The sequence below is a fragment of the Nocardia sp. XZ_19_369 genome, assembly GCF_015355715.1.
Classification (GTDB): domain Bacteria; phylum Actinomycetota; class Actinomycetes; order Mycobacteriales; family Mycobacteriaceae; genus Nocardia.
Genome location: NZ_JACVED010000013.1, coordinates 14,207 through 28,864, shown reverse-complemented (window position 1 = coordinate 28,864; position 14,658 = coordinate 14,207). Strand labels below are relative to the sequence as shown.

Here is a 14,658-nt window from a genome sequence, read left to right as displayed (position 1 = left end):
CGAAACCCTATGCTTGCTGTTGGCACATACCTCACAGCCTGCGTATTCTCCGGCTCAGCGTCGCGTCAGCCGGTGGATAAAAAGTTTGCTTTCTGGTTGAGCGAAATGGTGTGCAGGCCAGTGGAATCGGACGCCAGGCAAACGACGGCACCGGAACGGAGGGCGATCATGAGCGAGTTGCTACGGCTCGTGCAGAACCACCTCGACCGCTGGGGGGTGAAGAAGGCGGAGTTCGCCCGGCGGGCGGGCACCACCCCGCAAACCCTCTACACCTGGGCAACCCGACCCCTGCGGCAACTTCCCGACAAACACATCCTCGACGGGATCGCCCGCGAGGCGCGGTACCCGGACTGGCTCATCCTGGATGCCGCACTGATCGATGCGGGCTATCGCAGCAGCTATCCAGATGTAGCCGAGATCCGCCAACGCCTCCGCATGCTCACGCCTGATGATTGCCGTGAAATTGCCCGCGAGGCAGGCGATCTGGCCGACTACGCTGAACTCAAACAACAGCGAACCCTCAGTGATCCAGGCCATATTGCAAGGGGTGCAACACTTCCGCACACTCAGGCGCAGACAGCGGACTCCGGCGCCTACCGGCCCAGCCCATGGATTGAAGATCTGCTGGACAACGGGCGCAAGGTGATCGAGCCGGAGAGCGAGGGGGAGCACGCCCGCGGGGGCTGAGACGAGCAGGGAGGGGAAGCATGGGTCTGCCGAGATGGACCGCTGACGGCCTACTACCGGCGGGGTGCTGGCCAGCAACTTTGGCGGAGGTCCACGAGAGGCTCGTGATCGACGCACAGCACTCCGACACTCGTCAGGTGGTCTTCTACGGGTTGCAGGCATATCTGGGTCAATTGCGGGAATTCATGACCAGGGGACATCTTTGGCTCGACGGAAGCTTCGTCACCCGCGACGGCCAGCCGGGCGTGGGGCGGGATCCGGCGTTAACGCTGGCGGTGTTTCCCGCGAACCTGGCCGAGTTGGAGTTGCTGACGGGGGAAAGGCGTAGCCGGTTGAGACGACTGTTCACGATGAGCGATGTGGTCATCGGCGGGGACGGCCGCACGAGCTCATACCTCGGGGCAATCCATCCTGTCGGCTTCCACATCGCCGCATACTTGGGCACCGACACCGACAAGGAGCACTGGCTACGTGGGTGGGCTACCGGACTCGACGCGGAGGAGGCCGTGCTCGCCGACCGAGGGTTTGTGGAGGTGCCGTGGTAGATAGCACACCTTTTCGGCAAGCCATGGCGCGCCACCGAGGTGGCGGCATGGTTGAGGAATTGCTCAGATCCTCACTCTGGGCCGCCGAGGCTCAATACTTCCCGGAGGCTCACCCGCGGCTGATCGTGGATTCCGACGACGGCGTGTCTGCTCGCGATGCGCGCAAGATTGCCCTCGCGCTGACCAACGCCACCGGGCTGTTCGCCCACCACCGCATCTCCCCACACATCACCCGCACAACCCATGACCTCGACCAGTCGCTCGTGCCCGAACTCACTCGGCTGGTGATGACTCCCCACATGATGGTTTTCGGGCTCCCACCCGAACCCCGTACGGCAGACCTCCCTCCCGAGACCAACGCCGCGTCGAGCGTGCGCGCGGCGTTGGAGCTATGTCAGACGCTTCCGTCGACAGCCGACGACTGGCTGACAGTGGAAACGTTGCAGTCGCTGCCGAGCACCTTGCGAACGGCCGTCGGGTTGGTGATCTCAGTGGTAGCCGAGACGAACCGATCGCTGGGGATCGAGATCCAGTCCTCGCTAGGTGAAGACCGTTCGTTGGTGACCTGCGAACATGCACTCGCACTGCTCAACTCTCCCCTGCTGGACGATCCTCTGGCCAAGGAAACCATCACGAGCACAGGCATTCTCGACGCCAGCAGGACGAGCCGCCGAACGTTCTATCTCGTCAGTCCCGACGACCCCGGAGACAGCGACATCTACGGCTCGGTTGTCGAGTCCGCACTTCCGTGCGTCCCTCAATTGCTCGGACGTAAGGTCACAGCACTCATCAGCTCGTCGATGTATCGCACCGCCGAGGGGCAGATACAGGCAAGCTACCGTCTCCTATCCGTCGCCCCCGAGGACGAGCAGTAGGACTGCATGCCGCGTTGAACGCCTGGGAAACCTCACCGTGGCCGGCGAGGCTCCCAAGCCTCGGTGGCCAACGCCAGCAGCTCCATTGCTGCACGCATTTGCGCTGCCGCTAGTTCCTTGCCAGCCCCAGCCTTCGCACACCAGCGACGGCTACGCCGCGTTTGCGCAATCAGCTGCGCCGCCGCTATTCGGCGTTCTCGGGCCAGTTGCGAAGCCACAGCCCCCAGCACTTGAGGATGTCCGCTACCCATTGCTGCCCGGCCGCCACCTCCGGATCATCCGGATCCACGCCGATCTCGCGCAGCGCCTCCCGCTCATCTGAGTCCATGCATTCCTCGACGCGCCAGTGCCCTTCCTGGATCCCACGGCTATGTGGTTGTCCGCTGCTTCGCATGTTCAGCCCCAGATCAGCCCTACCGGATTCCAGCCCGTCCCGGCCGCGCGCCGTTCTGCTGAAGGCATGGCCAGTCGACATCGAGGCGGAGTCGTCGTAGCATCAGCACAGGCCGCACGTATTAGCAACTGAACTCGTGAACCTTGATCTTCCCGGCGCTCGATACAACTGACATATTTCCTGAGCAACGAGCTCTCCCGTAACTCACCTCAGCCGGACCTAGACACCTCCTCCCTAAGTCGAATAGCGCGGTCTCGCAAGGGCTTTCCCAACACACTCGATGCTGTCGGGGAGAGCCTCCGCCTATTCCGAGAAGGGTGTTCTGAGGTGCGTTCCTCCAACAACCTCACAGTCGCGCTAGACGTGGTGCGACACCAATACCTCTGCGCTCCAACCGATGCCGCCGATCCGCGCATGAACGAGTTGCGGCACAAGAGCTATCGCGGGGACCAGACGCTGCTGTGCGCTCTGTGCTACGCGGGCATCGGTACAGCGCCAGGCAGCGAAGTGCCGGTGATAGTGAAGGGCCGCATCGGCGGTGTCCGACGGCCGCACTTCGCGCACCCAGCGGGCCACGGCCCCACCGGTGGACAGCATGAACCGGAGTCGGAGTGGCACCTGGCCAGCAAAGAGTCTCTCGCGGCCTGGGCTCGCACCCAGCCCGATGTCATCGACGTCCGCAACGAGGTATGGCTACCGAACCGCGAGCGCCGATCCGATGTCCAGGTCACGTTCGCCAACGGCGGCGAAGTTGCACTCGAGGCACAGAGCTCTCCTCTAACCGACGCCGCATGGGCCAGTCGGCACCATGACTATCAGTTCAGCGGGGTAGTTGACGTATGGCTCTGGCACCCGGATAGCCCAGTCCCGTGGGTGATCCTCAATGACACCGAACACCCACAGCAGTTATGGATGCTCGATCCCTGGAAGGGCAGCATCACGCTGATGGTCGGCGCGCCGCATCAACACCAGCCCATCGCCGCCCACGACATCAACCATCGCGTACAGCACCTGCCGCCATGTACCGGAGACGAACTCGCCCCCTACGAATTCTCGCTGTCCGACATGACTTTGACGCCCCGCGGGATCGAAATCCCTGCGGAACTGAGTAGGCAACTAGCCGAACAGCAGGAGCAGGAACTTCGACGCCTCCAAGCGGTCGAGAACGCACGCAAACAAAGCCCGCAATCCAACGCACCGGTACGACTACCGACCCCATCCGGGAACACCGCCAGTGAGATCGAGGGGCTGTGGCCAGCGATCCGGGAGAAGGCGCGTCAACTCGGCGGCGGCACCGTCTATGCACTGCTAGTGGGGGTATGGATAGCCCGCTTGGAAGAGAAAACCGTCGTACTGGCCCATCAACACGCCCCGTTGAGGCAGCGCCTCATGAAGCCGACGCACGTGGATGCGCTACATGCGGCCGTCCGAGAGGTGCTGGGGCGTAAATACGAGATCCGCTGGGAGACCGCGGCACCACTCCAGTCACCAGCCGAAAAAAGCTCGGCCAGAAGGACTTCGATCCAGTCGGCGCTGCGATTCGATATCCAAGCCTCACACGTGGAGGATTTCGACAGGATCTTCGACCTTCTCCAGTTGGCCGGCGCCAGGTACAAAGGTGACAACCGCGAGTTCGTCGTCGAACATTCGACATTCACCTTCGCACAGGTCTGGGCGTTGATCGAACTGGTTCGACACCCCGAACAACCCGTCGTGGAAACGCTATGGCGACCACAACCCTGAGGAGGAAGCACAACCAGGTGCTTGGCTGGTTAAGCACGCCGACCAGAACCGGCCCTGCACCCCCGTACGGCCTCTCTAAGCATGCTCCGAGGGGATCACAGCCAGCTTCAGCCGCGGTCGAAGGCACCGTTGGTGTCGGTCATGCGGGCTACCTTGAGATTTCGGCAAGTCCGCCTAGCCCGTCGAGGGGCGGTTCGATCAGGAGGGGCGCGTAGTGACCGGTGACACGGTTGGTGATCTGGCGGCGGCATGGGGAATTCGCGACTGCACGGTAGCGGCAGACCGATTTCTCCAACCCGACTGGTTGTACGAGGAGACCCTCGCCACCACATGCCCGCAGGGCCACTCCACACTGCATGCCGTCCGGAAGCCCTACGAGAACAACGGAAAAACGCTCCGCTACACAGCGCTGATCTGCCCCGAATGCAAGCACGCCTACGAGATGCGCGACCTTGGATACAAAACTTACGCTGAGCTACGCAAGGCTTCTGAAGGCCAGTCCTGCAGTCCCCCGATACCAGCAACGGACAGACCACGTAGGAACGCAGCCTCGACTGCGGCACGAACACAACTCACGCCCACCGCAGAGCAGCAGGCCATCATCGATGCCGCACGGGCACAACAGAACCTGATCGTGCAGGCCGGTGCCGGTGCAGGAAAGACGAGCACCTTGGAGATGGTGGGCCACGCCCTTACAGGCAAGAAGGTGGCGTACATCGCCTACAACCGGACCACCAAAGACGACGCCAAAAAACGCTTCCCCGACCACGTGCACTGCTACACCGCCCACGGGCTCGCCAGATCCTTCATACAGCGCTATCGACATCGCATTGAGAACGCACAGCGCCAGCGGGCCGACGAGCAAGCGCGAATCCTCAATATCCGCCGCACGATCGAGCTCACCTCGACCGTGCTGATGCCGCGCGATACTGCCAGGATCGCGATGGAAATGGTCACCAGATACTGCCACTCCGACGACGCGGAAATCGGCCAACACCACATCCCACACCAAGTCGGCATCGACGACGACGAGCTAGCCTGGCTCGCGGACGCGATTCTGCCGTACGCCCATCTCGCCTGGGCAGATATCCGAAACATCGACGGCCGGTTGAAGTTCGATCACGACCATTACTTCAAGATGTGGGCGCTGACAGAGCCACCTCTGCGCTACGACGTCATCATGCTCGACGAAGCCCAAGACACCAACCCCGCCCTCGCCAAAGTGATCGCCGCCCAGGACGCACAGCAGATCCTGGTCGGCGATTCGAACCAGCAGCTCTACTCGTGGCGAGGAGCGATCGACGCACTCGACAACTGGAACGCCGATGTCCGCCTCCAGCTACGCCAGTCCTGGCGCTTCGGACAAGCCATCGCCGAAGAGGCAAACCAGTGGCTCAGCGTGATCGGCACCGAACTACGGCTCGTCGGCAACCCGACTCGGAACTCGACAGTCGGACGAGTCAGACAACCGAAAGCGGTCCTGTGCCGGACCAATGCCGAGGCCATCAAGCAAGTGATGCGGATCCTCGAAACGGGCCAGCAGCCCGCACTTGTAGGGGACGGCCGCACGATCAAGACACTCGCCGAAGCAGCTCTCCAACTCAAAGGCGGCAACCGCCCCAGCCACCGCGAACTGTTCGCATTCCGAACCTGGGGCGAGCTGCAAGACTACGTCGAGAACGACAGCGGCGGGCGAGACCTGAAGCCGTTCGTCGACCTCATCGACGAACACGGCGTAGAGGCGATCCTGCAGACCGTCGACCGACTCGTCCCTGACGACCCCGCCGCTGAAGTTGTTGTATCCACTGCGCATAAAAGTAAAGGGCGAGAATGGGATACGGTCGCGATAGCCGAGGACTACCGCGAACCAGCACCAGATGACGACGGCAGCCCCGGGCAGATACCACCCGCAGACGCGATGCTCGCCTACGTCGCTGTTACCCGCGCAAAACAGCGCCTCGATCGCGAGGGACTTGCCTGGATCGACAACTACCTCACAAGGCGAACCGCACCCCAACGCCGCGGACCGACAACAGCAACAGCGCCTATCCGTTCATCAGTTCCGGCCGCCTCGCTATGCGGTCCCGAAGCGACTGTGCACGAGGCCCTTCCATCTGCACAGGAGCTGGCCGAGCATCTGCATCAGCACGCCGGAACCATCATCGACCGCATCGAATCACGCGACATCTCCGGAAACACCATCGGCTACACCATCCTCGTCTGCAGCCACGCTGCTTACCCCATAGTCACTGTCGCCACGACAGGACTGCGGTTCAGCACTCCCCGACCCGACACGGAAATCGCGATCACGGCCTATAGCGACCAAGTCGACCTTGCACGTGCCCTGCTGGACGTCACCGCGATGACAAGTCTGGCCAACTCCTACACCCTCGACACCGGACACCGAATGTTCAGCCCGGAACCGTTGGTGGTCGGCACCGATATACACGGAATCGTCGCCGACCACCACCCGTACTTCGGAACCGAATTCGGCGTTGTACACGGTCAATCCGGCCACGAACTCATGCGGCTTGTCACCCTGCTGCCACTCGTTGGCGACGAGGTGCAGTACGTACGCAGTTTCGGACCGCAGACTTTGAGTGCCCTGTGGCGGAACAACAAAACAAGGCTTCCCGACCTAAAGCGTCGCAGTGCAACGTGACCCGGCCACGTGTCAATAGGCCCTGCGGGGACCGAGCAGCGCGCCAGCCTACGACCTCCTTCCGCGACAACAGCCCAACGCCAGCGTGAGCACCCGCGAGCAATATCGCCCCCGACCCAACCTTTTGACTCTCGGGAGCCCTTCAGCTGTAGAGCACCGATGACAACCGATGGGATCGAGGGCGTATGACCGTAAGCTGGCGCAGGTTTACGAACTTCAGTGGATGGGGCATGTGGAGTTATCTGACCGCACGAGTTCACGGACGCACCGTGATCGAACTCGAGAAGGAGCGGAATCGGGGAACAGCCGAGGCCATCCGCTCCGTCCCATACGGCGGGGAACTCATCGAGAATGAGCCAGGTGGACGCTTGCGGATCATCCGGATGCCTGGGTGCACACCCATCTCACCTCCGATCATGGACTGGGCGGTCGTGCAGCCCGCTCTGGGCCAGCCTCCCGATACGACAGCCCCTGGCTATCGCGCCCAAACGGAGGATCGATTCGCCGAATGAGCGGCAACACAGACCTCGATGACGACTTCCGCGGCTTCGTCCAAGAACACTGGCTGAGATTGTGCGGCTACATCACCTCGCTAGGCGCCCCACCGGACGTGGTCGACGAAGCCGCGCAGGACGCCTTCCTGGTAATGGCGCGTGAGTGGCACCGCCTACGCAGCCAGGCACCGAAGGCGTACCTCTTCGCTGTCGCCCGCAACCGCGCGATCAGGCTCATCCGCAAGCACCGCAGCTACGCAGCGATCACCGAGTCCCTCGAAGCGGCTGGCGTCGAGCTGATCGACCCTCGCTTCGACCTCGTCCATGTCATCAACCGAGAAACACTCATCAGCATGCTCCGGCGACTCCCGGCGCGTCAGCGGCAAACAGTTGAACTGCGCTATATCCACGAGTTCAGCATCATCGAGGTGGCCGAGATCATGGGCGTTTCAGTGGGCACAGTGAAACGCAATGCCTACGACGGAATGCAAGCTCTCCAGAAACTCACCGAAGAGGGAAAGGAAGTCCGATGACCCTCGACGAGAACCCCCCCAACATCGGCGAGGCACTGATGGCTCGCCGCCTCGCAGCACTCCGCCCACCCAAACTGAACGAAGCCGAGACCACCCGCGTCTATGCCGAGATCCTGGCTGCGTCCGCAGATCTCCATCGCAACCCCGGCCGGGCAGCAGCACTCCGCGAAGCAACGGCTGAAGTCGATCGCGACCGACAACGCACCCGAGGCAACCGCATCCAGCGGCCCCGCGCAACACATAAACCCACACCCCCCGTAGGCAGCGAACGCAGGCAGGCAAGGCGAACCAATGCAAGTCCGCGGCAGCGACCCAATCGGGCGGCTCAGCCGCTACGCCGAATGTTCAGCTGGGCGAGCGAAACCGCAGAAAATGGTTCGGCGACGGCCTCTGCGATGTTGCTTCCGGGCACCGTCACCATCTTGTGGATGCTCCCTGCGAACATCGCACTAACAATTGTGGTGGTGATCGTGCTGGCCTCCGCCATCGCATGGGTGTGCCTGCTCTGCCTCGCGAGGACGCGTCCCTCGTTTAGCGAACGACGACAGATAGTACGGGACCTAGGAACGGCCCTGCGACGAAACAGGCGGGATAAGGATGAGCCTGTAGCTTGACGGCCGCCAAAATACACAGCGCAAACCTCGCGCGGGGTATGGGAGCCACCTTCGCTCTCCCGCCAGGTCGAATGACTCAGGTTGGGCGTTGACCGCGTCAACACCTGAGCCTAACGTTTGCGTTGTCAGTAGCGCTGAATCAGGCTGAATTGCAACGAGTTTCGCTGGTCGCACGACTTTCCTGCGGAAATGGATGGGTTCAAATCCCCTATCCTCCGCCACGAAAAGGCCCTGATCACTTGATCAGGGCCTTTTCTGTGTCACGCGGTCGTTGAGTTCGATGCCGGGCGCAGTGCGCCTCGGCACGGGTCTGCCAGCTAGTTCAGCAATTCCCGGACACTGAGTCGTTCGCCGGGGGTCAGCGAACGAAGCCCCGGTGCCAGTGCGAGGTGGTGGTCGCGCAGGAATTGGCGGACGCCGCGGCCTGCGGCGCGATGCCGGGTGACCGACCAGGTCACGGTGTAGTCGGAGTTGCTGCCGCATCCTGCGGGCGAGTCGGAGCCCGGGTAGCGGATCGTCTGGCGATAGGTGGTTCCGCCTGCCGTATCGATGGCCTGGTCCCAGCCGGCTTTCGTCTTACCGACGCTGCCGATCGCGACGAAGCCGTCGCAGTCGGGGAACAGGAACGACCCGAGGCGGACCAGCGGGATGTACTGCAACCACGATCCGTCTTTCCATTCGATGCCTGCACCGTTCAGGGCAACGCCGCCGGAATCCGGGTAGCTGACTTCGGGGCTCGGCCGTCCGGCCTGCTGGACGAAGTCCAGCGCCTTCTCGCCGAGGATCTCGTTGGCCGCGGCCAGCCCGCCCGCCAGCTTTCCCGTGTTCCCGTTGTAGATCGTGTAGTTGAACACGAGCGGTGTCGCGCCGTCGGCGACGACCACGGAGGGGAAGATCAGGTTGACTCCGTGGTCGCCGTCGTCGACGTCGCCCGCGTAATGCGACTGCGTAGGGAAGGACCGTTTTCCAGCCCTGAGTCCGAAGGCCACCGTGTTGGTGTCGTCGTTGCGGGAGCGGGTGGTGTCGATATGGAATTGCTCCAAGGTGACGCTGTAAACGGCCACGATTATCTCACTCCAAGTCGCAAAACGGAGCCGACCTATTGCTCGGCCGCACCGCGGAGGCAGCGAATTACCCTTGCCGCCTGCATTTCCGATGCGAACCGCGATCTCATCCCCTGTTGCCGACCAGCGTGGCAGATCGACGCCGCGTCTCGCACCTGCTCGTTCCGCTGAGCGAACCGCAGTTGCCTGTGGACGTCGGTTGGACAACTCGGAGCCGGATGCGACTCCCGCCTAGGAAGCGAGGTTCGGGATCACCGCGGCAGGATGGGGATGGGGCTCGGCTCGGCCACGGTCACCAGAACGACGACATCGGCGTAGGGTGCGTCGCCGTGGCCGAGGCGATGAGCGAACCGCGCCATGGGGATTCGCCACTTGTACTTGGCGGCGATCTCCGACTCCGCGTAGGGCAGGAGCGTGCCCGCGGTCACTAACTGGGCTTGGCCTTGCCGCTGATGGGAGCCGAGGGCAGGGGTACCCCGCCGGTCGCCCGGCTGGACGAGCACCCGGCCGTCACGCGCCAGCTGTAGGGCCTCCTCCGACTGGGACGACACGCGGAAAGCGAGCTGAGTCTCACCGATCGGGATCACCAGTCGCGGCACAGTCATCAACTGGCGCGGACCGGTAACCCGGGTCACCAGCACCGTTTTGGCGTCCCGCCACACCTTCGCGTTGTCCGAGCGTCCACCACTCCACCTCTGCGGGCGGACATCTGGGCGCGCAACCTGCCTGCTGTCGACCGTTAGGTCGACGAGGGTATCTGTCATCGCGTTCGATCCTTTCCCCTGAGGAATCCACTGCTCGATCGGGTTCGGGCGCCGGCGAATCGGACGGGCCCGCATTCAACGGCCGTACCCCGGCAGCCGTTGCCCAACCTTCTTCGATCACTTCCGATTGTCCGGGTGGTGGCTCGGCGCGCAACAATGGACAAAGCGGCCGACGTCGCCCGATGCAGCGAGATGCACTGCGGCTCAATGACATACGATCGCGCCGATCGCCTCAGCAGGAGCGTGAACGTGACCTACGGAACTCGGCGGAGTACTCGCACTGAGCCTCGGCCGTGCCTGGCTCTACTGCGGTGCAGGGAGCGACTCCGTTCACCGCGGGTACTTCCGCAAGATGCGGACCAACGAAGCATGGACGCCCGAGGTGGATGCGGCACTACCCGCCTGGCCGCCGAACGACCTGATCAAAAGGTGTAAGCGTCGACCTCACCCAGGTAGCGGGCACGGGTGTGCTCGTCGATGAACGAGGCTTCGAAGGAGTTGCGGGCCAGGGTGCGGAGGTGGTCGACACTGAGGTTCAGGGCTTCTCGGATGCCGTCGAAGTTCTCTTGGACGTAGCCACCGAAATAGGCTGGGTCGTCGGAGTTCACGGTGGCGACCAGGCCGAGTTCGAGCATCTGGCGCAGGGGGTGGTCGGTCAGCTTGTCGATTACGCGCAGGCGCACGTTGGAGAACGGGCAGACGGTCAGGGGGATTCGCTCTCGGACCAGGCGTTGCACCAGCGCCGGATCGTCGAGCACGCGGATGCCGTGGTCGATGCGTTCGACGTGCAGCACGTCGAGGGCCTCGGCCACATATGCGGCGGGTCCTTCTTCACCGGCGTGTGCCACGGCGCGCAGCCCGAGCTCGCGAGCGCGCTCGTAGACGGCGGCGAACTTGGCGGGCGGATGACCGACCTCGGCCGAATCGAGGCCGACCGCGACGATCCGGTCCAAATACGGCTCGGCGGCGGTGAGGGTGTCGAGGGCAGATTCGACCGACAGGTCGCGCAAAAAGCACAGGATGAGCTTGGTGGTGATGCCGTAGCGCCGCTCGCTGTCGTGCAGCGCCTTCCACAGGCCGTCGATGACGGTGGCGAAGGGTACGCCGCGAGCGGTGTGGGCTTGGGGGTCGAAGAAGATCTCCGCGTGCCGGACTCCGGCCGCGCCGGCGCGGGCCAGGTAGGCCTCGGCCAGGTCGGTGAAGTCCTGCTCGACCCGCAGTACATCGGTGAGCCGGTAGTAGAGGTCGAGGAAGGACTGCAGGTCCTCGAATCGGTAGGCGTGGTGCAGCTCGTCCACCGAGGCGAACGGCAGTTGGGCGCCGTTGCGTTCGGCCAGCGCGAACGCGAGCTCGGGTTCCAGCGTGCCTTCGATATGCAGATGCAGTTCGGCTTTCGGTACGGGCATTCCGCGGATCCTAGCCGCGGGGCGCTCGAGGCCTGCGTCACTGCCAGGGGGTGCGGGCGAAGATCTCCCGCAGCGTGGTCTGGTTGCGGGTGCAGAGGTTGTCGGTGTCGGTGGGGGTGGCGGTGGCCGCGGTGGTGCGCTGCCGGAGCAGCACGGTGACGGCCCGGTTGCCGCTGTAGCCGACGAAGGCGGCGCAGTCTTCCACGCCCGCTTCGACGGGATTCTTGCCGAAGCTCAGGTGGGCGGGGTGACCGAGTTGTTCGGACATCCACTTCGAGGTGGCGTCCTGCCCCTGCTCGACGCCGCCCAGCTGGTCCCGGAGCTGGAACGACACGGCCAATGGATCGAAGCCGTCGACCAGCCAGCTGCAGGTGTCGATGGTCGCGGCGGCCGACATGTCCGGGTGCATTCCGCCGTTGCGGTTGGGCCGCGGATCGGGTTTGCCGGACAGGGCGGCGGCCTCGGCGGGGGTGGTGATCGAACAGGGGTCGAGGCCTTCGAAGGCGGCGGGTGGCTGGTATCCGCCGGCGGCGTCGTGGTGATGATCATGATGGTCGCCGGTATGGGCCGCCGAGCCGTCGTCGCCCGCGCATCCGGTGGCAGCCAGCGCGGCAACGGTGATCAGCATGCACCCGGTGGTGATAACTCGGTTCATGGCTAAATCCGATCCAGGAGTTGATATTTCGATGTGGGTCAGCTGATGGTGTAGATCCAGATTCCGGGGGCGGTCAGTTGGCCGTTGTCCGACCAGCGGTAGGTGCGGGCCAGACCGTTGCCCTCGTAGCCGCGCAAGTAGGTCAGCAGGTCGGCGCGGGTGCGATGGCCTGCGGCGATGCCGTTCAACGCGATGGTGGCCAGATCGTAGGCTTCCACCGCGTTCCAGCCCGCCCCTTGGCCGTTCAAGGCGCGGAAGTCGAAGTAGAACTTTCCGGCGACCGGGCCACACGAGCAGGTCAGTGTCGCGCCTTGTGCCGAATCTCGCGCCTGGGCAACGAAATCCACGCTGAGCGCGCCTTCGGTGGCGACGAAAGCTGCTGTGACGCCGCCCTGTTTCAATCGTTGAGCGAAGGCGGCGGCTTCGGCGCTGTACCCGGAGTAGAGCACCGCGTCCGGCGCGGCGGCGGCGACTGTGCCCACCACCGCGGCGAAGTCACGCTCACCCTGCTTGACCTCCACCCGGCAACCGGGGTCGGCCGCGGCACCGAGGATGGCGATGACGTCGTGCGCCATCCCCTTGCCGAACCCGCTGTCATCGCGGACGACGCAGATCCTGCGGAAGTGGGCAGTGTCGAGCAGGTACTTCGCCACGGCACGGCGATAGACGTCGTCGGTGGCAACGCCGCGGAAGAGACTGCGCCAGGCCGTGCTGGTCGGATCGACGGGCGTAGTTCCCGGAAAGAGGAACGGCAATCCCGCTTCACTGAAAATGCCACCGGTGGAACGGATTTCGGACGACAGCGGACCGACCAAGGCGACGATCGACGGATCGCCCACGATCTGCCGCGCGACATCGGCCGCGGTCTGCGGGAATCCGCCGGTATCGAACTCGCGCACGGCGACCCGGCAGCCGGGGTTCGCCCTGGTGAACTGGTCGACGGCCAGCTTCACCCCACCGATCAGACCGCGCGCGGTTCCGGCGTTGTTACCGGTGAGCGGCGCGGTGGACGCGATGGTCACCGGTTCGCAGGTGGCCTTGCCGTCGCCGGCCGGGCTGGCCGCGGCACTCGGCCGAACCACCTCCTTGCCTTCGGCATCGATCTGCGTCAGCGCCCGGAAGGGTGCGGGTCCGGTGGTCGTCCCTGGCGCGACGGCACCGGACCAGTCGATCGGCTGCTGCGCATTAGGTCCGGTGCGGACGGTGGTCTTCGTCGTGGCACGGTCGCCCTTCGCCCACAGGAACCCGGCCACCAACACGATCACCACCCCGAGCACCAACCCACCGATACGAAGTGACCGCTTCGTCGCAGCCCGCGCGTCCTGCTCCTGTGAAATCGCCTGCGGCAGAGCCGGTATCTGCGGCTCCGCCAAAGCTTGCTGCGCCGCGACCGCGAATTCCGTACACGACGCGAATCTTTCGTCGGGCTGCTTGGCCAGTGCCTTGACCAGCACAGCGTCCACCTCGGACGGCAACGTCTCGCGCACGCTGCGCACCGACGGCGGCGCGTGCTGCAGATGACCGGCGATGATCGCGGCGGGACTGCCCGCCGCGAACGGCGACGAGCCCGTCAACAGCCAGAACAGGCTGCACGCCAACGAGTATTGATCGCTGCGGTGGTCGACCGGGGTGAACGACAGCTGCTCCGGCGACGCGTACGCCAGCGTCGCGGCGAGCGCTCCGGTTTCGGTCAGCTGCCGGGACTCCTCACGCAGTCGGGCAATACCGAAGTCGGTCAGCAGCACCCGCGCACCCTGTCCGGCGGTGGTGCGGGCGAGCAGGATGTTGGCAGGCTTCACATCGCGGTGCAGCACTCCGACGGCGTGGGCGTAGTCGAGCGCCTTCGCCGTCTCGACGATGATCTCCGCCGCCCGCTCCGGCGGCACCGTGCGCGGGTGGATGCCGGCGGCGTCGACGCCGTCGATGTACTGCATGGAGATCCACAGCAGGCCCTCGTCGAAGCCGCGGTCGTAGACCTGCACGATGTTCGGGTGGTCCAACCGCGCCACCAGCGCCGCTTCACGCTCGAAGCGGGCCCGAATCTCGTTGTCGGCATACAGTTCCGGGTCGAGCAGTTTCAACGCGGTCAGTCGCGGCAATCGCGGGTGCTGCGCCAGGTACACCGCGCCCATGCCGCCGCGACCCAGCCGACGCTTGATCACATACCCGGCGAAGACCTCACCAGCGCGCAGCATCCAGCCCCCTCAGGCCTCGAGTCCGCC

At 64.3% G+C, this 14,658-nt stretch carries 13 protein-coding genes; 6 read left to right on the top strand and 7 right to left on the bottom strand.

Annotated features, from left to right (window positions below; genetic code table 11):
- Positions 1-168: 168 nt before the first annotated feature.
- From IBX18_RS37690 to IBX18_RS37680, 3 genes are read left to right on the top strand one after another with little or no spacing between them, the layout of a single operon-like run.
- Entirely contained in the window at positions 169-687 is a 519-nt protein-coding gene (locus IBX18_RS37690) for a hypothetical protein (RefSeq protein ID WP_194838213.1), read from the top strand.
- A gap of 20 nt (positions 688-707) precedes the next feature.
- Entirely contained in the window at positions 708-1,232 is a 525-nt protein-coding gene (locus IBX18_RS37685; RefSeq protein ID WP_373889265.1) for a hypothetical protein, read from the top strand.
- Between the two features lie 47 nt (positions 1,233-1,279).
- Entirely contained in the window at positions 1,280-2,107 is an 828-nt protein-coding gene (locus tag IBX18_RS37680) for a hypothetical protein (protein ID WP_194838211.1), read from the top strand.
- Positions 2,108-2,291: 184 nt separating this feature from the next.
- Here the strand turns inward: IBX18_RS37680 and IBX18_RS37675 are convergent, their stop codons facing one another.
- Positions 2,292-2,435: a hypothetical protein gene (locus tag IBX18_RS37675; protein ID WP_194838210.1), complete on the bottom strand. Its 144-nt coding sequence runs from the start codon at positions 2,433-2,435 to the stop codon at positions 2,292-2,294.
- Positions 2,436-2,828: 393 nt separating this feature from the next.
- On the opposite strand from IBX18_RS37675, the gene IBX18_RS37670 reads away from it, so the two are divergent.
- From IBX18_RS37670 to IBX18_RS37660, 3 genes are all read left to right on the top strand, one after another.
- Positions 2,829-4,244, top strand: coding sequence for a competence protein CoiA family protein (locus tag IBX18_RS37670; RefSeq protein ID WP_194838209.1), 1,416 nt, complete (start codon positions 2,829-2,831; stop codon positions 4,242-4,244).
- A gap of 214 nt (positions 4,245-4,458) precedes the next feature.
- Positions 4,459-6,906 (top strand): UvrD-helicase domain-containing protein, encoded by a 2,448-nt coding sequence (locus IBX18_RS37665; RefSeq protein ID WP_194838208.1) that lies wholly within the window; start codon positions 4,459-4,461, stop codon positions 6,904-6,906.
- A 508-nt stretch (positions 6,907-7,414) separates the two neighbouring features.
- Positions 7,415-7,933 (top strand): RNA polymerase sigma factor, encoded by a 519-nt coding sequence (locus tag IBX18_RS37660; RefSeq protein WP_194838207.1) that lies wholly within the window; start codon positions 7,415-7,417, stop codon positions 7,931-7,933.
- Between the two features lie 325 nt (positions 7,934-8,258).
- Here IBX18_RS37660 and IBX18_RS37655 read toward each other — a convergent pair whose 3' ends face one another.
- The 6 genes from IBX18_RS37655 to IBX18_RS43300 all read right to left on the bottom strand — a co-directional run bounded on the left by IBX18_RS37655 (position 8,259) and on the right by IBX18_RS43300 (position 14,631).
- Positions 8,259-8,420 carry a hypothetical protein gene (locus IBX18_RS37655; RefSeq protein WP_194838206.1) on the bottom strand — a complete coding sequence of 54 codons (162 nt, stop codon included), beginning with the start codon at positions 8,418-8,420 and terminating at the stop codon, positions 8,259-8,261.
- Between the two features lie 444 nt (positions 8,421-8,864).
- Positions 8,865-9,611, bottom strand: coding sequence for a hypothetical protein (locus IBX18_RS37650; protein ID WP_194838205.1), 747 nt, complete (start codon positions 9,609-9,611; stop codon positions 8,865-8,867).
- Positions 9,612-9,862: 251 nt separating this feature from the next.
- Complete coding sequence (locus IBX18_RS37645; protein ID WP_194838204.1) at positions 9,863-10,375, bottom strand: hypothetical protein; 513 nt, start codon at positions 10,373-10,375, stop codon at positions 9,863-9,865.
- A gap of 422 nt (positions 10,376-10,797) precedes the next feature.
- Positions 10,798-11,781 carry an adenosine deaminase gene (locus IBX18_RS37640; RefSeq protein WP_194838203.1) on the bottom strand — a complete coding sequence of 328 codons (984 nt, stop codon included), beginning with the start codon at positions 11,779-11,781 and terminating at the stop codon, positions 10,798-10,800.
- A gap of 37 nt (positions 11,782-11,818) precedes the next feature.
- The gene (locus IBX18_RS37635) at positions 11,819-12,436 is read right to left on the bottom strand and encodes a hypothetical protein (RefSeq protein WP_194838202.1); all 618 of its coding nucleotides are present in this window, start codon (positions 12,434-12,436) and stop codon (positions 11,819-11,821) included.
- A gap of 38 nt (positions 12,437-12,474) precedes the next feature.
- Positions 12,475-14,631 (bottom strand): bifunctional serine/threonine-protein kinase/ABC transporter substrate-binding protein, encoded by a 2,157-nt coding sequence (locus IBX18_RS43300; protein ID WP_306796583.1) that lies wholly within the window; start codon positions 14,629-14,631, stop codon positions 12,475-12,477.
- Positions 14,632-14,658: the final 27 nt, after the last annotated feature.

What these genes read in the sequence shown, in the direction of transcription:
- IBX18_RS37640 (WP_194838203.1), bottom strand. Translation starts at nt 11,781, where the DNA reads ATGCCCGTACCGAAAGCCGAACTGCATCTGCATATCGAAGGCACGCTG.
- IBX18_RS37675 (WP_194838210.1), bottom strand. Translation starts at nt 2,435, where the DNA reads ATGGACTCAGATGAGCGGGAGGCGCTGCGCGAGATCGGCGTGGATCCG.
- IBX18_RS37685 (WP_373889265.1), top strand. Translation starts at nt 708, where the DNA reads ATGGGTCTGCCGAGATGGACCGCTGACGGCCTACTACCGGCGGGGTGC.
- IBX18_RS37680 (WP_194838211.1), top strand. Translation starts at nt 1,280, where the DNA reads ATGGTTGAGGAATTGCTCAGATCCTCACTCTGGGCCGCCGAGGCTCAA.
- IBX18_RS37635 (WP_194838202.1), bottom strand. Translation starts at nt 12,436, where the DNA reads ATGAACCGAGTTATCACCACCGGGTGCATGCTGATCACCGTTGCCGCG.
- IBX18_RS37645 (WP_194838204.1), bottom strand. Translation starts at nt 10,375, where the DNA reads ATGACAGATACCCTCGTCGACCTAACGGTCGACAGCAGGCAGGTTGCG.
- IBX18_RS37655 (WP_194838206.1), bottom strand. Translation starts at nt 8,420, where the DNA reads ATGGCGGAGGCCAGCACGATCACCACCACAATTGTTAGTGCGATGTTC.
- IBX18_RS37690 (WP_194838213.1), top strand. Translation starts at nt 169, where the DNA reads ATGAGCGAGTTGCTACGGCTCGTGCAGAACCACCTCGACCGCTGGGGG.
- IBX18_RS37660 (WP_194838207.1), top strand. Translation starts at nt 7,415, where the DNA reads ATGAGCGGCAACACAGACCTCGATGACGACTTCCGCGGCTTCGTCCAA.
- IBX18_RS43300 (WP_306796583.1), bottom strand. Translation starts at nt 14,631, where the DNA reads ATGCTGCGCGCTGGTGAGGTCTTCGCCGGGTATGTGATCAAGCGTCGG.